The 20,312-nt window shown below is 63.3% G+C and carries 26 protein-coding genes; 21 read left to right on the forward strand and 5 right to left on the reverse strand.

The window, feature by feature from the left end; translation table 11 throughout:
- Positions 1 to 5: 5 nt before the first annotated feature.
- The gene (locus IEV75_RS13285) at positions 6 to 770 is read right to left on the reverse strand and encodes an SDR family oxidoreductase (protein ID WP_217979628.1); all 765 of its coding nucleotides are present in this window, start codon (positions 768 to 770) and stop codon (positions 6 to 8) included.
- 110 nt (positions 771 to 880) lie between these two features.
- Here IEV75_RS13285 and IEV75_RS13290 point away from each other — a divergent pair, with 110 nt between their 5' ends.
- The 7 genes from IEV75_RS13290 to IEV75_RS13320 all read left to right on the forward strand — a co-directional run bounded on the left by IEV75_RS13290 (position 881) and on the right by IEV75_RS13320 (position 7,820).
- Complete coding sequence (locus IEV75_RS13290) at positions 881 to 1,228, forward strand: 6-pyruvoyl trahydropterin synthase family protein (RefSeq protein ID WP_188453052.1); 348 nt, start codon at positions 881 to 883, stop codon at positions 1,226 to 1,228.
- A gap of 41 nt (positions 1,229 to 1,269) precedes the next feature.
- The gene (gene folB, locus IEV75_RS13295) at positions 1,270 to 1,689 is read left to right on the forward strand and encodes a dihydroneopterin aldolase (RefSeq protein WP_188453053.1); all 420 of its coding nucleotides are present in this window, start codon (positions 1,270 to 1,272) and stop codon (positions 1,687 to 1,689) included.
- A gap of 31 nt (positions 1,690 to 1,720) precedes the next feature.
- Positions 1,721 to 3,631: an excinuclease ABC subunit UvrC gene (gene uvrC / locus IEV75_RS13300; protein WP_188453074.1), complete on the forward strand. Its 1,911-nt coding sequence runs from the start codon at positions 1,721 to 1,723 to the stop codon at positions 3,629 to 3,631.
- Between the two features lie 9 nt (positions 3,632 to 3,640).
- On the forward strand, positions 3,641 to 4,231 hold the full coding sequence (locus tag IEV75_RS13305) for a CDP-alcohol phosphatidyltransferase family protein (protein ID WP_188453054.1): 591 nt from the start codon (positions 3,641 to 3,643) through the stop codon (positions 4,229 to 4,231).
- A gap of 95 nt (positions 4,232 to 4,326) precedes the next feature.
- Entirely contained in the window at positions 4,327 to 5,682 is a 1,356-nt protein-coding gene (locus tag IEV75_RS13310; protein ID WP_188453055.1) for a globin-coupled sensor protein, read from the forward strand.
- A 97-nt stretch (positions 5,683 to 5,779) separates the two neighbouring features.
- On the forward strand, positions 5,780 to 6,496 hold the full coding sequence (locus IEV75_RS13315; protein WP_188453056.1) for a response regulator: 717 nt from the start codon (positions 5,780 to 5,782) through the stop codon (positions 6,494 to 6,496).
- A 10-nt stretch (positions 6,497 to 6,506) separates the two neighbouring features.
- A complete protein-coding gene (locus IEV75_RS13320; protein WP_188453057.1) occupies positions 6,507 to 7,820 on the forward strand; it encodes an ATP-binding protein in 1,314 nt (437 codons plus the stop codon).
- A 10-nt stretch (positions 7,821 to 7,830) separates the two neighbouring features.
- On the opposite strand, the gene proC is transcribed toward IEV75_RS13320, so the two are convergent.
- From proC to IEV75_RS13335, 3 genes are all read right to left on the reverse strand, one after another.
- Positions 7,831 to 8,691, reverse strand: a complete 861-nt coding sequence (gene proC / locus IEV75_RS13325) for a pyrroline-5-carboxylate reductase (protein WP_188453058.1) — start codon at positions 8,689 to 8,691, stop codon at positions 7,831 to 7,833.
- An 11-nt stretch (positions 8,692 to 8,702) separates the two neighbouring features.
- Complete coding sequence (locus IEV75_RS13330) at positions 8,703 to 9,203, reverse strand: type III secretion system chaperone family protein (protein WP_233351872.1); 501 nt, start codon at positions 9,201 to 9,203, stop codon at positions 8,703 to 8,705.
- 103 nt (positions 9,204 to 9,306) lie between these two features.
- A complete protein-coding gene (locus tag IEV75_RS13335; protein WP_217979634.1) occupies positions 9,307 to 9,726 on the reverse strand; it encodes an accessory factor UbiK family protein in 420 nt (139 codons plus the stop codon).
- On the opposite strand from IEV75_RS13335, the gene lgt reads away from it, so the two are divergent.
- The 11 genes from lgt (at position 9,727) to IEV75_RS13390 (ending at position 18,115) form a co-directional block, all read left to right on the forward strand.
- Positions 9,727 to 10,626, forward strand: a complete 900-nt coding sequence (gene lgt / locus IEV75_RS13340; protein ID WP_188453059.1) for a prolipoprotein diacylglyceryl transferase — start codon at positions 9,727 to 9,729, stop codon at positions 10,624 to 10,626. It abuts the gene before it with no gap.
- Positions 10,627 to 10,897: 271 nt separating this feature from the next.
- Positions 10,898 to 12,025, forward strand: coding sequence for a class I SAM-dependent methyltransferase (locus tag IEV75_RS13345; protein WP_233351873.1), 1,128 nt, complete (start codon positions 10,898 to 10,900; stop codon positions 12,023 to 12,025).
- A gap of 113 nt (positions 12,026 to 12,138) precedes the next feature.
- A complete protein-coding gene (locus IEV75_RS13350; protein WP_188453060.1) occupies positions 12,139 to 13,071 on the forward strand; it encodes a ribose-phosphate pyrophosphokinase in 933 nt (310 codons plus the stop codon).
- Positions 13,072 to 13,225: 154 nt separating this feature from the next.
- Complete coding sequence (locus IEV75_RS13355) at positions 13,226 to 13,864, forward strand: 50S ribosomal protein L25/general stress protein Ctc (protein ID WP_188453061.1); 639 nt, start codon at positions 13,226 to 13,228, stop codon at positions 13,862 to 13,864.
- Between the two features lie 125 nt (positions 13,865 to 13,989).
- A complete protein-coding gene (gene pth / locus IEV75_RS13360) occupies positions 13,990 to 14,589 on the forward strand; it encodes an aminoacyl-tRNA hydrolase (RefSeq protein WP_188453062.1) in 600 nt (199 codons plus the stop codon).
- A 69-nt stretch (positions 14,590 to 14,658) separates the two neighbouring features.
- Complete coding sequence (locus tag IEV75_RS13365) at positions 14,659 to 14,910, forward strand: type II toxin-antitoxin system VapB family antitoxin (RefSeq protein ID WP_188453063.1); 252 nt, start codon at positions 14,659 to 14,661, stop codon at positions 14,908 to 14,910.
- Positions 14,907 to 15,296 carry a type II toxin-antitoxin system VapC family toxin gene (locus IEV75_RS13370; protein WP_188453064.1) on the forward strand — a complete coding sequence of 130 codons (390 nt, stop codon included), beginning with the start codon at positions 14,907 to 14,909 and terminating at the stop codon, positions 15,294 to 15,296. Before IEV75_RS13365 ends, IEV75_RS13370 begins: the two co-directional genes overlap by 4 nt.
- Positions 15,297 to 15,381: 85 nt before the next feature.
- The gene (gene ychF, locus IEV75_RS13375) at positions 15,382 to 16,479 is read left to right on the forward strand and encodes a redox-regulated ATPase YchF (protein WP_188453065.1); all 1,098 of its coding nucleotides are present in this window, start codon (positions 15,382 to 15,384) and stop codon (positions 16,477 to 16,479) included.
- 74 nt (positions 16,480 to 16,553) lie between these two features.
- Positions 16,554 to 17,033, forward strand: coding sequence for a DUF3224 domain-containing protein (locus tag IEV75_RS13380; protein WP_217979638.1), 480 nt, complete (start codon positions 16,554 to 16,556; stop codon positions 17,031 to 17,033).
- A complete protein-coding gene (locus IEV75_RS13385; RefSeq protein WP_188453066.1) occupies positions 17,030 to 17,902 on the forward strand; it encodes an enoyl-CoA hydratase-related protein in 873 nt (290 codons plus the stop codon). Before IEV75_RS13380 ends, IEV75_RS13385 begins: the two co-directional genes overlap by 4 nt.
- A gap of 6 nt (positions 17,903 to 17,908) precedes the next feature.
- On the forward strand, positions 17,909 to 18,115 hold the full coding sequence (locus IEV75_RS13390; protein ID WP_188453067.1) for a hypothetical protein: 207 nt from the start codon (positions 17,909 to 17,911) through the stop codon (positions 18,113 to 18,115).
- A 7-nt stretch (positions 18,116 to 18,122) separates the two neighbouring features.
- On the opposite strand, the gene IEV75_RS13395 is transcribed toward IEV75_RS13390, so the two are convergent.
- On the reverse strand, positions 18,123 to 19,136 hold the full coding sequence (locus IEV75_RS13395) for a calcium/sodium antiporter (RefSeq protein ID WP_188453068.1): 1,014 nt from the start codon (positions 19,134 to 19,136) through the stop codon (positions 18,123 to 18,125).
- Here IEV75_RS13395 and IEV75_RS13400 point away from each other — a divergent pair.
- From IEV75_RS13400 to IEV75_RS13410, 3 genes are all read left to right on the forward strand, one after another.
- Positions 19,126 to 19,278, forward strand: a complete 153-nt coding sequence (locus IEV75_RS13400; protein WP_188453069.1) for a hypothetical protein — start codon at positions 19,126 to 19,128, stop codon at positions 19,276 to 19,278. The two genes, IEV75_RS13395 and IEV75_RS13400, sit on opposite strands and share 11 nt — an antisense overlap.
- A 188-nt stretch (positions 19,279 to 19,466) precedes the next feature.
- Positions 19,467 to 19,787 (forward strand): hypothetical protein, encoded by a 321-nt coding sequence (locus IEV75_RS13405; RefSeq protein WP_188453070.1) that lies wholly within the window; start codon positions 19,467 to 19,469, stop codon positions 19,785 to 19,787.
- A 146-nt stretch (positions 19,788 to 19,933) separates the two neighbouring features.
- Positions 19,934 to 20,248 carry a hypothetical protein gene (locus tag IEV75_RS13410; protein WP_188453071.1) on the forward strand — a complete coding sequence of 105 codons (315 nt, stop codon included), beginning with the start codon at positions 19,934 to 19,936 and terminating at the stop codon, positions 20,246 to 20,248.
- Positions 20,249 to 20,312 lie beyond the last annotated feature (64 nt).

Below are 20,312 nucleotides of genomic sequence, written 5' to 3' on the forward strand. Positions count from 1 at the left end.
AGGCGCTAGCTGCCAAGCGCGCCGAACACGTCGCGCGTCAGGCGCGGATCGAAATGCTGTCCGCCATCGACGCACACGATCTGCCCCGACACTGAAGGTGTGGCGAGGAACCAGCGCAGCGTGCGCACCAGATCATCCGGTGTCGGCCCGCAGCGGAGCGGGTTGTCATTGTGCAGGCGCTCGAATGTGGCCTCGTCATGATAGGGGCTGGGCAAGGTCAGGCCGGGCGCCACCGCATTGACACGGATGCGCGGAGCGAGCGCGCGCGCGAGCATCTCCGTCACCGCCTTCAGAGCCGCCTTGGAGATGGTGTAGGAGTAGAAATCCGCGTTGATGTTGAATAGCTTGTAGTCCAGCAGGTTGAAGATCATCGAGCCGTCCGGGGCCTGCGCAGCGAAGGCCTTTGACAGGAGTACAGGCGCGAGCGTGTTGGCCTCCATATGCGCCCGGAAGCTCTGCGCGCTGACGCTCTCCACGCTGTCATCCTCAAAGATCGAAGCAGAATTCACCAGCAGGCTGACAGGCCCCATGGCGCTGGCGGCGTCATTCATCAGCACTTCGGCATTGGCGCCATCGGAGAAGTCGGCGGTGAACACGCCGGCTTTAGCGCCTCTGGAGCGGAGCTCGTCTGCCAGCTCTTCGGCCGTCTCGCGTGAGCGGTTGCAATGGATGGCGATTGCATAGCCATCGTTCGCCAGTGCCTCACAGAATGCGCGTCCGATACGCTTGGCCCCGCCAGTTACCAGTGCCGTCCCTTTGCTCTGTGCCATGCCCTGCTCCTGCATCTGGCGGGAAACTATACCTTGCGGGTCCGGTTGAAAGCCCCGACCTGCGTGCAGGGCTTACCTTGCACCGCCCTTCGCAGTATAGAGCGCGCGCCATGATGCTGATTTCTGCCCAGGTGAATATCGAAGCCGCGCACTTCACCCCGTTCGGGGGTGAGGATGATGCGCGCCGCCAGATTCACGGTCATTCCTATCTGGTGCGCGCCTGGGTAGAGGCCGAGCCGGGCGTGGAAGACCTTGACCGGCTGCGCGAAGATCTCACCGCGGCGTCGCTGCCGCTCGACCATGCGCTTCTCAACGAGGTGGAGGGGCTCTCGGGCCCGTCCATGGAAGCGGTTGCGGATTTTGTGGCCCAGCGCCTGGCCCCGCTATGGCCCGGACTGAGAAAAGTCTCGGTGGCCCGGCCCACTCTCGGCTATGAAGTGATACGAGAACTCGCCTGAGCTTCAAGCCTCGCATTCCGCCGCCAAACAGGATTTCCGGCATGAAACTGACGCCTGCCAACGCTGATGCAGCCCTTGCTGCACGCGCAGAACCTGCCGCGAGCGGGGAGCGTCTGAGCGTGCGGGTGGAAGGCCTGCGTCTGGATGCGGAAGTGGGCGTCTATGCCAGCGAGCATGGCCGCAAGCAGCCGATTACCGTCAGCCTTGAGGCCGAAGTGGCCAGCGAGGCTGCGCATCCCGGCGCGGATCTGGGGCACGCGGTGAATTATGCCGCGCTGGCAGAAACCGTGCGCCAGGTGGTGGGCCGCCAGCATCACGAATTGCTCGAAGATCTGGCGCAGGCGCTCGCCGACACGATGTTCGCCGATCCGCGCATCGTGCGCATTGCCCTGACAATCGACAAGCTGACCGCGCTGGACGATGCTGCGTCCGTTGGCGTCAGCTATGAGCGCTGGCGCTGACGCCACGCGCAAGACGGCCTATCTTTCCCTCATGGCCCGCGCACAGAAGCCCCAGACACCGCCTGCAGACACGCCTGACGCGCCCGGCCGCGCCAGCGAGGCGTCTGCGCGCTCCGGGCCGGACGTGATCGCCGACTACGTCAAGCGCCTGCCGATGAAGCCCGGCGTCTACCGCATGTACGGGGCGGATGGCGAGGTACTGTATGTGGGCAAGGCCCGCCAGCTGAAATCGCGCGTGTCGAACTACGCCAAGTCCGGCGGGCACAATAACCGCATCGCGCTGATGATCGCGCTGACGGCTAGCATGGAATTTGTCGTCACCGCGACCGAGACCGAGGCCCTGCTGCTGGAAGCCAACCTGATCAAGCGGCTGAAACCCCGCTTCAACATCATATTGCGTGACGACAAGTCCTTCCCCTACATCCTCATCCGCACCGGCCATGCATCTGCGCAGCTGACCAAGCACCGCGGCGCACGCAAGATGAAGGGTGACTATTTCGGCCCCTTTGCCTCGGCCGGAGCCGTCAATCACACTCTTAACACGCTGCAGAAAGCCTTCCTGTTGCGCACATGCACGGACAGCGTGTTCGAGGCGCGCACCCGCCCCTGCATGCTCTACCAGATCAAGCGCTGTGCGGGCCCGTGCGTCGATCTGATCACGCAGGAGCGCTATGACGCGCTGGTGGGCGAGGCGCGCGAGTTCCTGCGCGGGCGTTCGGGTGCCTTGCGCGAACGCTTGCAGGGCGAGATGGAGGAGGCATCGCAGGCGCTGGACTTCGAACGCGCCGCGCGCCTGCGTGACCGGCTGCGGGCGATAGCCGCCGTCACCACCAGCCAGGGGATCAATCCTGAAGGCATCGAGGAGGCCGATGTCATCGCCGTCCATCAGGAAGGCGGCAAGAGCTGCGTTCAGGTCTTCTTCTTTCGGGCGGGCCAGAACTGGGGCAATCGTGCCTTCTATCCGCGCCATGAGGCCGATGCCGGGCCAGAGGATGTGCTGGGCGCCTTCATCGCGCAGTTCTACGAGGACAAGCCTGCACCGTCCTTGCTGCTGGTCTCACATGAACCCGATCAGGGCGAGCTGCTGGCTGAGGCGTTGTCCTTGAGGGCCGGACATGGCGTGGAAATCAGGAAGCCCCGGCGCGGCACCAAGACCCAGCTTGTCGATCAGGCGATGACGAATGCGCGCGAGGCGCTGGGCCGGACGCTCGCCGAGTCGAAAAGCCAGGCCCAGCTTCTTGACGGCGTGGCGCGAGTGTTCGCACTGGACGCCCGCCCGGACCGTATAGAGGTCTATGACAATTCCCACATACAAGGCTCGAACGCGCTCGGCGCGATGATCGTCGCTGGCCCGGAAGGGTTTGAAAAAAACCAGTACCGGCGCTTCAACATGAAGGGCGGTGATGCTGCCACCAACGATGATTTTGCCATGATGGCCGCCATGCTGCGCCGCCGCTTTGCGCGGCTGGCGAAAGAGCGTGGGGAGGGAGCGCCGGTGCCGGACCTGGTGCTCATTGATGGCGGCAAAGGCCAGCTGTCAGCGGCGATGGCAGTCATGGAAGAGCTCGGCATGAGCGATATCCCGCTGGCCGCTATTGCCAAGGGGCCGGACAGGAATGCGGGCCGGGAGGACTTCTATATGGAGGGCAAGGCGCCATTCCGCCTGCCGGCCAATGATCCTGTGCTCTACTATCTTCAGCGCCTGCGCGACGAGGCGCACCGCTTTGCCATTACCGGCCACCGCGCCGCGCGCAGCCGGGCGATCAAGGATAATCCGCTCAATGATATCGCCGGTATCGGGGCCTCGCGCCGTGCCGCGCTTCTGAGGCATTTCGGCTCGGCGCGGGCTGTGTCACGGGCAAACCTTGCGGATCTTGAGGCGGTCGAAGGCGTTTCAAAGGCGCTCGCCCGCAAGATCTACGACCATTTCCACGAGGGTTAGGAGAGGTAGTTGCTGCGCCATATCCCCAATCTCCTGACGGTACTGCGGGCTCTTGGCGGTGTTGCCGGTGCGTGGCTGTTACTGCAAAGCGCCGGTGCTGCACTCGAAGAGACGGCGCAATTCTACGCCATCCTCTCCGGCCTCATTTTCCTCTCTGCCGCCCTCACCGACTGGCTCGACGGATGGTTGGCACGGCGGCTCGACGCACAAAGCGCCCTTGGCGAACTGCTCGACCCGATTGCTGACAAGGTGCTGACCGGCGCCTATCTGGTCGCCTACACTGTGATTGCCGGCGGCAATCCGGCATTGGCTGTTCCGGTCGGCGTAATCCTGGTGCGCGATATCCTCATTACGGGTTTGCGGCTGTCGGGCCCGCCACGGGCCGCCGAAGCCTATGCGGTGACGAACGATGCCAAGGCCAAGACAGCCCTGACCATGATTGTCGCGGCCATACCCTTTGTGCTCGTCGCGGCCGGATTTACCGAGGTGCGGGACTGGTTCTACATCTGGGTTGGCGGGGTGTGGCTATGCGCGGCACTGACGGTGTGGAGTGCGATACCCTACATCCGGAAGGCGTTTCAGATAGGCAATCAGAAGTAGCATAATAGCCAGAACACATCTGAAACCTTTCATTAACCGCACCATGAGAACGGTTATAGGCATAACTTTATGCTTGCGGACGAGGAGCCGCCATCATGACCGTTTCACACCTTTCCGAGCGTTTTGATTTTCTGGCTTTCAATGACAGTGACCGGGCCCGTCTGCGCAGCCTGAGGCCGCTTGTTGCCGCTGAGCTGCCGGCCATTCTCGACCAGTTCTATCTCGACATCTCGAAACATCCGGAAGTCGATGTGATGTTCAAGAGCGCGGAGATGCGCGCCCATGCCCGCCAGAAACAGCTGGAACACTGGCTGCGGATTTGTGATGCGCAATACGGCGCCGATTATCTGCAGTCGGTCCAGCGCATCGGCGAGACCCACGCCCGGCTCGGCCTGAAGCCGGCCTGGTATTTTGGCGGTTATGCCAAGATTGTTGGCGGGATGGTCAAGGCGATCGTCCACAAGGCCAACGCAAGCCGGAATTTTCTGCAGCGTTTTGGCAATGATGAAGAGCTGGCTGTGGCCCTCGATACGCTGGTCAAGGCCGCCATGCTGGACATGGATCTTTGCATGTCCACCATCGAGGCGTGTGCCGCACGTGCCAAGGCCGAGGAGCGCAATGCGCTGGCCAGCGAGTTCGAAAAAACGGTTTCGGCGATTGTGTCTTCGGTGGCGGCCGCCTCCGAGGAGTTGTCGACCACCGCCAGAGCCATGGCCCAGACGGCAGAAGGCACGACCGAGCGATCCTCCAGCGTGGCTGCGGCATCCGAGCAGGCGAGCACCGCAGCGCGCACCGTGGCCCAGGCTGCCGGCGAGTTGACCCGCGCCATTGGCGAGATTTCCGAGCGGGCGGGCGAGGCGGCGAGCGCGTCGTCTCAGGCCAGAGATGAAGCCCGCCGCACCGCCGAGACCATGGCCGAGCTCTCTGCCGCTGCTGAACGCATCGGCACGATTGTCAGCCTGATAGAGACCGTGGCCGAGCAGACCAATCTTCTGGCGCTGAACGCCACGATCGAGGCAGCCCGCGCCGGCGAGGCCGGCAAGGGATTTGCCGTGGTGGCTAGCGAGGTCAAGTCGTTGGCCGCGCAGACCGCCAAGGCCACTGAGGAGATATCCGGCCAGATCACCAATGTGCAGGACGTGGTCAACGCGGCGGTGAAGGCCATCGAGGCGGTTTCCGGCTCCATTGAGCAGGTGACGGGCGTGTCAGCCTCCATCTCGGCAGCGGTGGAAGAACAGAGTGCGGCCACTGCCGAAATCGAGCGCAATACCAGCCAGTCGGCGGAAAGCTCCGGCATGGTCTCGCAGACCATCACCGAGGTGCTCTCCGGTGCACAGGAGACCAGCAACTCGGCCAGCGCCGTGGTGGGCGCAGCGGGCGAGCTGGGCCGTCAGGCAGAACAGCTGCGTGGCGATGTCGCGCGCTTCCTGGAGCGTATCCGCGCAGCGTAAAGTTTCGGCTGAAATGCTGCGTAACATCCTGCCACTTTGTGGCGTGGCCAAACCGGTCCATCCTTGCTCCTGACTTTGCTGGCATAGCGGAGCAAGGATGACCGGCCTGCCACCTGAAACCCATATTCTCGTCGTCGATGATGATGACCGTATCCGGACGCTCTTGAGCCGCTTCCTGCGTGAGCGGGGCTTTCGCGTGTCGTCTGCGCCCAATGCCGACAAGGCGCTGTCCATGCTGCGCTCGCTTGCCTTTGACCTGCTCATTCTCGACGTGATGATGCCGGGCATGGACGGGTTTGAGCTAACGCGTGCCGTGCGGCAGGCGCATGACTGTCCGATCCTGCTTCTCACCGCACGCGGCGAGCCTGAAGACCGGATCAAGGGGCTGTCGCTCGGCGCTGATGACTATCTGGCCAAGCCCTTCGAACCGGAAGAGCTGATCTTGCGGGTGCAGGCCATATTGCGCCGGATGATCCCCAAGAAGCTGGGGGCAAAGCGCGTGCGTTTCGGCAGCTGGATATTCGAGCTGGAGACCGGCCAGCTCTTGCAGGGCGACGCGCGCGTGCGCCTGACCGGCGGCGAGGCGGCCCTGCTCACCGCCCTTGCCCAGTCACCGGGCGAGGCGGTTGACCGCTACCTCCTCTCCGAGCGCGCTGCCGGTGGTGCGGGCGAGCGGGCCATCGACGTGCAGATGACGCGCCTGCGCCGCAAGATCGAGGACGATCCCAAGAACCCGGTTTTCCTCCAGACGGTGCGTGGCGAAGGCTATAAGCTGGTAGCCGAGCCGGTCTTCGAGGCACCGGCGGGAAAGTGAGCGCGCGTCCATGAGGTTGGCTTTCAAACGCTATTTGCCGACGAGCCTGTTCGGCCGCTCCCTGCTCATCATCGTCCTTCCCGTGGCGATCATGCAGGTCGCGGTAACCTGGTCCTTCTTTGAGGAGCACTGGCAGACTGTGACGGCGCGCCTGTCTGAAAGCGTTGCCGGTGATGTGGCGATGGTGACGGCCCTTGTGGAGCGGTCAGGGCCGGAATCGGTGGATCCGATTGCCAATCTGGCCTTCGAGACGGTGGGCCTCTCGGTTGATCTGCGGGAAGGCGATGTGCTGCCCTCCAGCCGCCGGACGGCGTTTTTCCGCGCGCTGGACCGCTCCTTGCGGCGAGCGCTCACAGCCAGGCTCGACAACGAATTCTGGTTCGACACGACGCGCTACCCCGAATATGTCGATATCCGCGTGCAGACGGAGGCGGGCGTCTTGCGCTTCATCGCGTCGCGAGAGCGGGCTTTCGCCACAACCGGCCATATCTTCATCCTGTGGATTGTCGGCGCCTCCACGCTTCTCAGCGCCGTGTCGATCATCTTCATCCGCAATCAGGCCAAGCCGATCCAGCGTCTCGCCGCGGCAGCGGAGGCCTTCGGACGCGGGCAGGACACAGCCGGGTTCCGCCCGGCTGGCGCGCGCGAAGTGCGCCAGGCCGCAACCGCCTTTATCGACATGCGTGAAAGGCTGGTGCGCTATGTGGAACAACGCACCGCCCTGCTGGCGGGCGTCAGCCACGATCTTCGAACGCCGCTGACGCGCCTGCGCCTCCAGCTGGCGCTGATGCCGGCCGGACCGGAGCGCGATGCGGCGATCCAGGACATTGCCGAGATGGAGATGGCGCTGGATGAATACCTCGCCTTTGCCCGTGGCCAGAGCGGCGAGGAAAGCGCGCATACCGATCTGGCTGAATTATGCCGTGGGCTGGCAGCGAAGGCCGGGCGGTCAGGCCGCGAAATATCGCTGGATGTACCGGAAGTGCTCACCCGCGAGGTCCGCCCGGGCACACTGACTCGCGCCGTCTCCAACCTCGTCAGCAACGCCGCCTCGCACGGTCAGAGCGTCAGCCTGTCTCTGGTGGATACAGGCGGGCGGATCGAATTCCGCGTCGAGGACGACGGTCCGGGTATACCCCCTGAGCTCTATGAGGAAGCCTTCCGGCCCTTCAGCCGTCTCGACCCGGCGCGCAACAGCAACACGACCGGCGTCGGTCTCGGGCTGGCCATCGCGCGCGATGCGGCGCGGGCCCATGGCGGGGACGTGTTTCTGGATCGCAGTGATCTTGGCGGCTTGAAGGCCGTACTCTGGATTCCGGCTTAACGGCAGGGTCCTAAAGCGCGCTGCCGAGCTTGCGTGACTGGCGCTCGGCAGCGGCCACGGCATTACGCACCAGCATAGGCAGGCCGCCGCCTGCCATCATCACGTCAAGCGCGGCCTGCGTGGTGCCGCCCGGTGACGTGACCGCACGGCGCAGCGCTGCCGCATCCGCCGTCTTGCGCTTGTGACCATCTTCCAGCAGCGCACCGGCACCGGCAATGGTTGCCACCGCCAGCTTTTCGGCCAGTTCAGCAGGAAGCCCCTCGGCTTCCCCCGCCCGGGCGAGTGCTTCGCACATCAGGAATACATAAGCGGGGCCAGAGCCCGACACAGCGGTCACCGCGTCCATCATCCGTTCGTCCTCGACCCATTCAACGCTGCCGAGCACTTTCAGAAGCGCGTCGGCGGCGGCCCGGAAATGCGGCGGGTCGGCTTCGATATTGGAGATGGCGACCGTGATGCCCTTGCCGATCGAGCCGGGTGTGTTGGGCATGGCGCGGATGATCGGATGGCCAGGGAACAGGCGCCCGAGCCCGATCAGCCCGGCGCCCGCCAGAATGGATATGATCAGGGCATTGCGCGGCAGCTTGCCGCCGAGCTCTTCGCCCAGCGCCGGCAGGGCCTGTGGCTTGACGGCCAGCACCACGCGGTCGAGACCTGCCGCCGCGCTCTTGGTCAGCGTGGGCAGAACCTTGATGCCATGCTTGCCGGCAAGTTCGGCCAGCTCATCAGAACGGTTGGGCTCGACAATGACCAGCGTGTCGGAATCCAGCCCGCCGCGGCGCGCGCACAGCCAGCCGGCGGCCAAAGCCAGCCCCATCCGGCCTGCGCCGATAAGCGCGACCTTGCCTGTAGCTTCGTTGTTCGCTGGCATGAGTGAGCTCTTCAGGCCTCCCCGGCCGTATCGAACATGGCGGCGGCGACGGCCTCCTCCACGCTCTTGCCGCCCCAGACCAGGTAATGGAAAGCCGGATAGAGGCGTTCACCGGCCTCGCGGGCGGCCACGATCAGGGCCGCGGCCTGCGCCGGGCTTACGGTTTCGCCGCCTGCCAGCGACAGCGCATGGCGGAATACCACCGAGCCGTCTTCTGCCCAGACATCGAAATGACCGAGCCAGAGGCGTTCATTGAGGCGGGTGACCAGCTCGCACACTTCGCGGAAGCGCGCCTGCGGCGTTTTCAGCTCAAGGCTCGCACACACGTGCAGGGCGTCCAGCTCGGGGCGCCAGGCAAACCATATCTGATGGTCGCGCCATTCGCCGGGCACGGCCATGTGAAGCTCTGTGTCGTCGCGCTCATAGGCGTATTGCTCGGCGATAACCGCCTGCTCCACGCTTTCGAGCGGATCGATTGTCTGAATGTAGGTTTCGGTATGCAGATCCATCATTGCGCCTCCCTCAGAGCACATGCCGGCCTCGTCCCGTGAAACGACGGTAAGCCGCTCCGGGGACACTGCGCAACGGTGTGCAGGGGGTTTGAAATTAAGCCGTTCAGCTGGAAGCCTTTTTCGAAGCGGGCTTGCGCTTCGAAGCCGCCGCAGCGCGCGAGGGAGCAGGCTTTTTGCCCTCCAGCGCCGTCAGACGGGCTTTGAGTGATTCGATTTCCTCACCCTGCCGGGCGATGATTGCCTGCAAGGCCCGCACTTCCTCGCCGGAAGCCAGATCCATGTCAGCGGCTACACGTTCGGCCTGGGCCCGGAAAACCGAGCGTGCCTCGTCGCCGGCCGCCCGTGCCGCGCCGAAGGCATCGGTCATCAGGTCAGCCAGATCAGTGAAAACGGGGTTGCGCGTCTGCATGACAAGACGGTCCTTGCTGGTATAGAGGTCAGGATATAGGCCTTCCGGCCCGTCCAACGCAATGTCCGCCCCGCAGATTTCACCGTTAATGCCGCTCTGGAGACGATACGCCACATGGCCCCGTGCCCCGCGACTTTCGACCTGATCGATCCCGTCATCTTCGAGATCGGCCCGTTTGCGCTGCGCTGGTACGCGCTGGCCTATATTGCCGGTTTCTTCCTCGGCCTGTTCTACGTCCTCAAGCTGGTGGCCCGGCCGCACCTGTGGACAACACATCCCGGACCGAAGGCGGCGCCCATGGACCGCGCCTATGTCGAGGAGCTGATGCTGTGGGTGATGGTCGGCGTCATCGTCGGCGGACGTCTGGGGTATGTCCTGTTCTATCAGACAAGCGCGCTCTGGGAGCGGCCCCTTTGGGTCATCACCGGCATCACCGAAGGGGGGATGAGCTTTCATGGCGGACTGATCGGCGTGATGCTTGCCATGATCATCACGGCCCGCACGTGGAAAATTCCGCTTCTGAACGTCTCCGACGCAGTCGCGGCCGCCACACCCATCGGCCTGCTTCTGGGCCGTCTGGCCAATTTCATCAATGGTGAGCTGTGGGGCCGGCCCGCGCCCGACCTGCCCTGGGCGATGCGCTTTGCTGCTGATCCGCTGTGCGCGCTGCGCCATCCCAGCCAGCTGTATGAGGCCTTCCTTGAGGGCGCGGTACTGCTGGCCATCATCGCGTTTCTGATCTGGCGCTTCCGGGCGCTCTCCCGGCCCGGCCTTGTCACCGGCGTGTTCCTGGCGGGCTATGGCGTATTCCGCGCGTTCGTGGAGCTATTCCGCGAGCCCGACCGGCATATGCCCGAAGCGCTGCAGGGATATGTCACCATGGGCATGCTTTTGTGCGTGCCGATGATTGTCGCCGGTGCCTTCCTGATCTGGCGTTCGCTCAAGAGAGCACCTGTCTCCGTGCCGGGCGAGGTGCGTCCTGAGCGCAAGAAATCCCGGTCCAAAGCGGGTTAGGGCCTGTCCCCATAAAGGGTTTGGAGCGTGATATGCGCGAAAATGGTTCACTATCAGGAGCAGGCCCGATGGAAGGGCGTTCCCCTTTCGAGGGACTGCGACGCAAGAGTGGGCGATTTTCGCCATACCTCTTCGAGGCGCGGCGGATTTCGCCCCTGACCGCGTCGAGCCGTCCTTGTGGAGGGATTCTCCACGGTGGCCGTCTCTCCTTGTCAGGAACCAAATCCGCCACGCGTCACGCCCGAAACCTTTATGAGGACAGGCCCTAACGGTGACTGAAGCGCACGAGTTCAACCCGGCTGAACGGATCGCGGCCAATTTGCGCGCGCGCATTGCCTCGCAAGGCCCGCTGCCGGTCTCCGTATTTATGATGGAGGCGCTCTTTGACCCTATGGCCGGGTATTACGCCACGCGTGATCCCATTGGTGCGGGCAGTGATTTCATTACCGCTCCCGAGATCAGCCAGATGTTCGGCGAGCTTCTGGGCCTGTGGACCGCGCAATGCTGGCAGGACATGGGCGCGCCTGAGAGCCTTGTTGTGGCGGAGCTGGGGCCGGGCAAAGGCACGATGATGTCCGATATGCTGCGCGCCGCGCGGGCAGTACCGGGCTTTGCCAGTGCCCTCAAGGTCAGCCTCGTTGAGGCCAGCGCCGCGCTGAAAATGGTGCAGGGGCAGACACTCGCGCGTGCAGGTGTGCCTGTTGGCTGGGCCAGAAGCCTTGAAGCCATTCCGGCTGGTCCGGCCATTATTCTTGGCAATGAGTTTCTCGATTGCCTGCCCGTGCGCCAGGCGGTGCGGGTGGACGGCCAATGGCGCGAGCGCTGTGTGGGACTGCATCCTGATGACGACAGCCGCTTTGCCTTCGTGACCGGGCCGGCGATCGCCGGTGATGATCCGTTTCTTCCCGATGCCCTGCGGGACAGCCCTGACGGTACACTGGTGGAGTTGCGGCCCGGCGATGCGCAAGTGATTGACGCGCTGGCGGCGCGTTTCTCGAGCTATCCCGGACATGCCCTCTTTATCGACTACGGGCCATCTGCATCCGAGCCCGGCGACACGCTGCAGGCGATACGCGGGCACACGAAAGTGCACCCGCTGGATGCGCCCGGAACGGCGGACCTCACCGCACGGGTGGATTTCGGCACGCTGGCGCGGCGCGCCCGTTCCGCCGGGCTGGATGTGTACGGTCCGGCCGGGCAGGGCACGTTCCTGAAAGGGCTTGGCATGGAGCAGCGTGCCGCGGCGCTCGCCGCGTCCCGGCCAGACCAGCGCGGCGTGATCGCCCGCCAGCTTCACCGGCTCACTGCCCCTGAAGAGATGGGCGCGCTGTTCAAGGTCATCGCCCTGAGTGCGCCCGGCATGCCCGCGCCTCCGGGGCTGGAGCCATTGCCCGGATAATCCGTGTACGGGATATGGCGCGCGGTGTACAAACACGCGGGCATCCGCTTTCGATACCGCCCGGGGTCTGCTATGAGCGCGGCCATCAAGGCCAGCGCGAGGGGAAGCTTTCGATGAAACTGATGAGCGGCAACGCCAACCGGCCTCTGGCCAAAGCCATCGCCAGCTATCTCGATGCGCCGCTGTCCAATGTCGAGATCGAGACTTTCGCCGATGGCGAGCTGTTCGTGCGCATCGAGGAAAACATGCGCGGCGAGGATGTGTTCCTCATCCAGTCGACCTCAAAGCCTGCCAATGACCATCTGATGGAATTGCTGATCTGCATGGACGCGCTCTCGAGAGCCAGCGCCCGGCGGATCACCGCCGTCATCCCCTATTTCGGCTATGCCAGGCAGGACCGCAAAACCGGCGGGCGTACGCCGATCACCGCCAAGCTGGTCGCAAACCTGATTGCCAAGGCCGGGGCTGACCGCGTGCTGACCCTCGATCTTCACGCCGGCCAGATACAGGGCTTTTTCGATATCCCGACGGATAATCTGTTCACCACACCGGTGTTCGAACAGGATATCCGCAAGCACTATGACACATCAGACCTGATGATCGTCTCGCCGGATGTGGGGGGTGTGGTGCGCGCGCGTGCCCTGGCCCAGAGGCTGGGCGCCGATATCGCCATTGTCGACAAGCGCCGCCCCAAGGCTGGCGAGAGCGAGGTGATGAACATCATTGGCGATGTGGCGGGCCGCCGCTGCATCATCTTTGATGACATCATCGATAGCGGCGGCACGCTGTGCAACGCGGCGGCAGCTCTGAAGAATGAAGGGGCAGCCGAGGTGTCGGCCTATATCACGCACGGCGTGCTCTCGGGAAAGGCAGCCAGCCGGATAACGGACTCGGTACTCAAGGAACTGGTGGTGACCGATTCCATCGACGTAACCGACAAGGCGGCAGCCTGTTCCAAGCTGCGCGCGGTCTCCATTGCGCCGCTGCTGGCAGAAGCCATCCGGCGCATCGCCAACGAGGAAAGCGTCTCCAAGCTGTTTGACTAGGGATCGCGCGCGGCGAAGCGGAGTCGACAAGACTCACTGCCCCCTGTTGCGTGTGTGCAAAAAACCGGCTAATAGCCCGCGCTCGCTTGAGCGCCGCCCGCTTCCAGGCGGCGAACGCGTTTGAAACCAGAATTTACCACAGGGACCGGACCCCATGAGTGATATCGTTGTTTCCGTCGAGGTGCGTGAGCGCACCGGCACTGGTGGCGCCCGCGAAGCGCGCCGCTCCGGTCTGGTTCCGGGTGTTCTTTATGGTGGCCCGCGTGGTGCTGTCTCGATCAGCGTGAAGCGCAACGAGCTGGTGAAGGCGATCAATACCGGCAAGCTGATCGCCAACATGGTCGATATCGAACACAAGGGCGAGCGTCAGCCCGTGATCGCGCGCGACATCCAGTTCCACCCCGTCACGGACGAGCCGGTGCATATCGATTTCTACCGTGTGGAAGAAAACTCCGTCATCACGCTCAACGTGCCGGTGCACTTCATCAATGACGAGAAGGCTCCGGGCATCAAGCGCGGCGGTGTTCTCAATATCGTGCGTCACGATATCGAAGTACGCTGCAAGGCCGGTAACATCCCGACCGAGATCACGGTTGACCTTTCCGGCTATGACATTGGCGATTCCATCCACATCTCCAGCGTCACCCTCCCCGAAGGCGTGAAGCCGGTCATCACCAATCGTGACTTCACGATCGCCACGGTGCAGGGCTCGCGCGCTGTGATCGAGGATGAGGTGGAGACCGAGGACGCCGAGCGCGATGACGAGGACGAGGCTGAGGGCGACGAGGACTAGTCGCCTGATTACGCTGGCAGTCTTTGCTGCTGGCCGTTCCAAACCGGAAAAGGGCGGCGCGGGATGACCTGCAGCCGCCTTTTTCATGACCGGCCAGGGCCGGGCCGGCTCGCAAGGGGCATGACATGCTGATCATTGCCGGTCTGGGCAATCCCGAAAGCAAATATCTGAAGAACCGCCATAATGCGGGTTTCATGACGCTCGATGTGATCGCCGCCCTGCACGGCTTTGGTCCGTGGCGGGAGAAGTTCCAGTCCGCGATCAGCGAAGGCCTGGTCCAGACCATTTCCGGGCCGAAAAAGGCCCTGCTGATGAAGCCTCTGACTTATTATAATAATTCCGGCCTTGCCGTGCGGGCGGCGGCCGATTTCTACCGCGTCGGCCCGGAGGCCGTGACAGTCTTCCATGACGAGCTGGATCTGGCGCCCGGCAAGTTCCGCCTGAAGGCTGGCGGCGGGCATGGCGGTAATAATGGCATCCGCTCGATTGCCGCCCATATCGGCCCGGATTTCCGGCGTGGGCGCATCGGCATTGGTCATCCCGGCGACAAGAACATGGTCACCAGCTATGTGCTCTCCGATTTCCCCAAGGCCGATGCCGTCTGGTTCGAAACTCTGACCGATGCGATAGCGCGCAGCTTCCCCCTGCTGGCGGGTGGGGAGTTCGATGCCTTCCAGACCCGGGTCACCCATCTGGCGCCCGCACCCGGCGGACAGGAAGAGTAAGCGCTCAATAGCGGTGCCTTCGCGGCACTGGACTGGTCAGGCAACCTGATTTGCGATATAGGTTGCCCGATGTCGCTGAGCATCAAGGATCCAAAGACAGACGCGCTGGCCCGCAAGCTCGCCGAGCTTAAGGGGCAGAGCATCACCGATGCCGTGCGCGCCGCGCTGGAGGTCGAGATCGCCCGCGCCGAACGGGGTGAGACTGCCCGTCAGGACCGCATCAGGGCGTTGGTGGAGCGTGTCGCGGCCGGGATGGAGGGCAGTGGTCATTCCGCTGATCATGGTGACCTCTACTATGACGAGATCGGTCTGCCGAAATGATCGTGGACGCCTCTGCCGTCCTCGCCATTGTCCTGCGCGAGGCCGAGGGGCCCGACTTTCTCGACCAGATCATCGCTGACCCAAGTCCAAAAATGTCCGTTATCAACTGGATGGAGCTTGCTATCCGCGTGGAGCGGCAGGGCGCACCCGACAGTGTGGCGGCGTTCGATAGCCTCGTGGAGGAGCTGGGTCTTGCGCTGATCCCGATTGATGCCGAACACGGGGCGATTGCGCGGCGGACCTACCGGCTTTACGGAAAAGGGTCAGGTCATCCTGCCCAGCTCAATCTGGGTGACTGCTTTGCCTATGCGCTGGCGACAAGCACCGGCGAACCCCTATTGTTCAAGGGCGGGGATTTCGCGCACACAGACGTGATGCGTGCCTGACATCATCCGCTCCATTGACGCTTGCCCCTCACGCGTCTAACCCCACGCCAGCTTCGTGAAACCTTCCATCTGACAGGGGCCATCCATGGGCTTCAAATGCGGTATTGTCGGCCTGCCGAATGTGGGCAAATCGACGCTCTTCAACGCGCTCACCCAGACGGCGGCTGCCCAGGCGGCGAACTATCCGTTCTGCACGATTGAGCCGAATGTGGGCGATGTGGCAGTGCCCGAGCCGCGCCTTGAAAAGCTCGCCGGAATCGCCGGTTCGGCCAATATCATCCCGGCCCGCATGAGCTTTGTGGATATTGCCGGTCTCGTGAAGGGCGCCAGCCAGGGCGAGGGGCTGGGAAATCAATTTCTGGCCAATATCCGCGAGGTTGATGCCGTCGTTTACGTGCTGCGCTGCTTTGTCGATGATGACGTGACCCACGTGGCGGGCAAGGTCGATCCGCTGGCGGATTTCGAGACGGTCGAGACCGAGCTGATGCTCGCCGACATGGAGAGCCTCGAAAAACGCCGCGCCAATGTCGAGAAGAAGGCGAAATCCGGCGACAAGGACGCCAAGGCGCAAGTCGCGCTGATTGATCTGGCGCTGGACAAGCTGCGCGAGGGTCAGCCCGCCCGCTTTGCCGAAGTGCCCGAAGACCAGCGCCGCGAATGGCGCATGCTCCAGCTGCTTACCTCCAAGCCGGTCCTCTTCATCGCCAATGTCGATGAGGAGAGTGCGGCTACCGGCAATGAGATGAGCCGGGCGGTGGAAAAGCGCGCCGCGGAGGAAGGCGCCGTCTGCGTCACCATCTCGGCCAAGATCGAGGCCGAGCTTGCGCTTCTGGACGCGGATGAACGCGCTGAGTATCTGGAATCGCTGGGCCTTGCCGAGCCGGGCCTGAACCGTCTGATCCATGCCGGCTACCGGCTGCTGGACCTGCAGACCTATTTCACCGCCGGACCGAAAGAGGCACGTGCCTGGACCATCCGCAAGGGCTGGAAGGCTCCGCGTGCGGCCGGTGTGATCCATGGTGATTTTGAAAAGGGCTTCATCCGCGCCGAAACCATCGCGTTTGACGATTATGTCGCGCTGAACGGCGAGGCCGGTGCGCGGGAAGCGGGCAAGCTGCGCCAGGAAGGCAAGGAATACGTGGTTCAGGACGGCGACGTGCTCCTGTTCAAGTTCAACGTCTAGACCGGCTCCGCCGCTTTACACCTCCCTCTCCCCCGCCCATCCTTGCCGCCAGTTTTAACAGGCGGGAGGAAGAGATGATCCGGTACCTGACGGGCCTGATGGCGGCGCTCACACTTCTCTTTCCTGCTGCGATGGCGGAGGATGAAGCGATGACCACACATGCCGCTACGGGCAGTTTCACCGTCCAGATGACTCCGCAAGGCGAGGCTGAGCCCGGCGCGCATACGCGCTACAACGTGACCAAGACTTTCAGCGGGGATTTTGAGGGAACGGCCTCAGGCGAGATGCTGGGCGTGTTCGACTCTGCGGCAGGGTCTGGCGCCTATGTGCTCATCGAGCGTCTGGAAGGGCGCCTGGAGGCCCGGGAAGGGGCATTCTCGCTGGTCCATCGCGGTGTGATGGATGCGGGCGCGCAATCGCTCTCGATAACCGTCGTGCCGGGCTCTGGCGCCGGTGAACTGACCGGCATTGCGGGCGAGTTCCTGCTGGACATCGTCGACGGTGCGCACAATTACACACTGGCCTACACGCTGCCGTCCGGGGAGGGACAATGAGCTATTCGACCATCACCTATTCGGTTGCGGACCACATCGCGCTTCTGACGCTGAACAGGCCGGATGCGATGAATGCGTTCACCCGGGAAATGGGCGAGGAGATGGCGGCCGCCTTCGACGCGGCCGATGCCGACCCGGATGTGCGCTGCGTGATCGTGACCGGTGCGGGCAAGGCGTTCTGTGCAGGCGCGGATTTGTCGCTCGGCGCGGAAACGTTCAACGCCGTGTCGCAGGCTGCCGCCAGCGGCGAGCTGGATGAAGCCGACCCGAAATGGCGTGATTTTGGTGGTCTTCTCAACCTGCGCATCTTCAACTCGGCCAAGCCGGTCATTGCCGCCATCAATGGCGCGGCGGTCGGCATTGGCGCGACCATGATCCTGCCCATGGATATTCGCATCGCGGCGCAAGGCGCGAAAATGGCCTATCCCTTCACCAGGCGCGGGATCGCGTGGGACGGGTGCGCCAGCTGGTTCCTGCCGCGCGTGGTGGGTATCGAGACGGCGCTCGACTGGGGCCTGACGGGGCGCACTTTTCTGAGCGAGGAAGCGCTGGAGAAAAGGCTGGTGAGCGAGCTGGTCCCGGCAGACAAGGTGATGGAGCGCGCCTATGAGCGTGCCCGGCTCATCGTGGAGACGGCAGCACCCGTTTCGGTCTCCATGAACCGCTATCTGGCGTGGCAGATGCTGGGTGCATCCCACCCCATGGACGCCCACCGGCTGGAAAGCCGGGCGATATTGCGCCGGGGCATGAGCGAGGACGCGCGCGAAGGCGTGATGAGTTTTCTGGAGAAGCGCGCGCCCGCCTTTCCTGGCCAGATGCCGGCCGATCTGCCGCCGGGCTGGCCTTACCGCTCAGAGCCGGAGTACTAGCCTGTCATGTCTGACGAACTGAAATCACCATCGGGTATCGGCGTGCGCCAGCTCTTCATCTGGGCCATTCCGCTCGGCCTGGGCCTCGCCGGGCTGCTCCTGGTCATTCTGATCGGCTGGGAGTTGTGGACCGGAATCGGTCTGGCCATCGCCGGCGCTCTGGGTACGCTCATGCTGGTAGGCCAGCACTACAAGATCGGCCCGGACAGCTGAGCCCAGATCAGGCCGCGCCCAAAGTGAGGTAGAGCAGGGCGGCGAGGTAAGCTCCATAAGCCAGTAACAGGACCGCGCCGGTCACACGGCCCATCGGCCTGCGCGAGAACACCACAAGGGTGATGAAGATCGCGCTGGCAAGAAACACCCACAAATCCAGGCGGAAAAAGCTCGGATCAATGGCAACGCCGCCCGAGAACCCGCCCGCGGCAAGGCCGGTAATGCCGCCTACTGCCAGGATGTTGAAGATATTTGAGCCGATAACATTGCCGATAGCCATGTCGGCCTGCCGGCGCACAGCCGCAACGACAGAGGTGGCCAGCTCCGGCAGCGACGTGCCGATGGCGAGCAGGGTAAGCCCCACCACCGCCTCTGAAACACCCAAGGTTATGGCAAGGCTGGCACCGCCCTCAACGATGAGATTCGCCCCGATGGGCAGGGCTATGAGGCCCACTACCAGGCTGAACCCGATCCCGAGCGCCGATTTGGGAAGACCCTCCACGGCGTCGGCACTGGCAAGCTCGGCAACTAGCGGATCCTCGCGCGAACCCATCGCCACAACGCCCAGATAGACGATGTAGGCGATAATCATCGCCGACAGGATGGCGCCTTCAAGCAGGCTGAGCGCACCGGGCGCATTGGCCTCCCAGTCCCAGCACAGCGCGATGAAAAGCAAAGCAGCGCCCAGCGCAATCACGGCGTTGCTGCGCACGCCCTTGGCGGTCGTGCCCATCGCGGCAATCAGGGCCGGCAAGCCCAGCACGAGAAGGATGTTGGCTATGTTCGAGCCGACGATATTGCCCACGGCAAGGCCGGGAGAGCCCGCGATTGCGGCAAACACGCTGACCACCATTTCCGGCGCACTGGTGCCGAAGGCAACGATCGTGAGGCCGATCAGGAGCGACGGGACGCCGGTGCGTTTGGCGACCGCCGTTGCCCCGCGCACCAGATAATCGCCGCCAAACAGGATGATGATGATGCCGATGACCAGCAGCAGGACATCAAGAAGTGTGGCGGACATGGACGCTCCGGTGCCGGTTGCTGGCCGTCAGGGGCTAGTCGAGGCGCTTGAACTCGATCAGGTTGAAAAGCGCGAAAAGGCCAAAGCAAAGGCCAAGGGCGATCAGGGCGGCCATGATGTCAGCTCCACGTTTCTTTTTTGACGGCGGGCCGCGAAGGCACGCCTACAGATAGCTGTCGGTGTCTATAGCGTGCGTTACACACTCATACCAGTACGCCATACCGCATTTTTCCGATTTGGGTTGACTCCGCTGCGCGCCTGTTAACCATGAGGCCATGGCCTGTCATGAGGCAGGCTTGCATGCATGAAGACCAGTCGGGGAGAACACACATGAAGCTGATCGTATCGGGACTTGTCGCCAGTTTGGGGATAACCGGCGCGGCATTGGCCGACGGCCCCTCCGGGCACGTATATGAAAGCACGGAAACGCAGTCGGGCTATTCCTACACCTCGACTTTCCATGCCGATGGCCGCTTTACCAACGAAATGGGTAATGAGGGCCAGTGGACCTATGAAGACGGTGTGCTTTGCATAACCGTGCAGGAAACCGAGCTGTGCAATCCGTTCGAACCGTCCGAAGTCGGCGAAAGTGTCACCACGGATGAATGGCGCGCCGACGGGGTGGAGATCACCATCACCCGGATCGAGTAGGTGGCCTTTCACCGGTAATCTCGAGGGCCCGTTGCCTTGACAGGCGACGGGCCCTTTCATGTTTGTTAGGATGATGGCTCGGGGCTGATCAGCGGCATGAGGGGATTAGTGCCGCCGGCCGGAATGGCTTGAGGGAGTTGATTGAAATGAACCGCCTGCTTTTACGCCCGTTCTCGGCATCGATGACGCTGGCTATTTCGGCCATTCTGGCGCCCATTCTTCTGGTCATGTGCGCGCTGTTCCAGCCAGGCTGGCTTCTGGTCGTGCAGGACGCTTCGGGTGCAGTTTACCGCTTCATCACCAGTACCGATCTGCCGCCGACCTATCGCGCTGCGCTGCGCCAGTGGACGAGCGAGCCGCAATTCACGCTGGTGTTCTTCACGATCATTGCCCGCGTCATCATCGCCATGTTCGCAACCTCCTTCACGATAGCGGTGAGACCGCTGCTGCGGCGCGACTAGGTTCTGTACCCATAAACGGGATTCCCAAATCAGCTGGGTCGTGATTCAAGCTCCTTGAAGGGAG

The organism is Glycocaulis albus, assembly GCF_014639075.1.
Taxonomy (GTDB): Bacteria; Pseudomonadota; Alphaproteobacteria; order Caulobacterales; family Maricaulaceae; genus Glycocaulis; species Glycocaulis albus.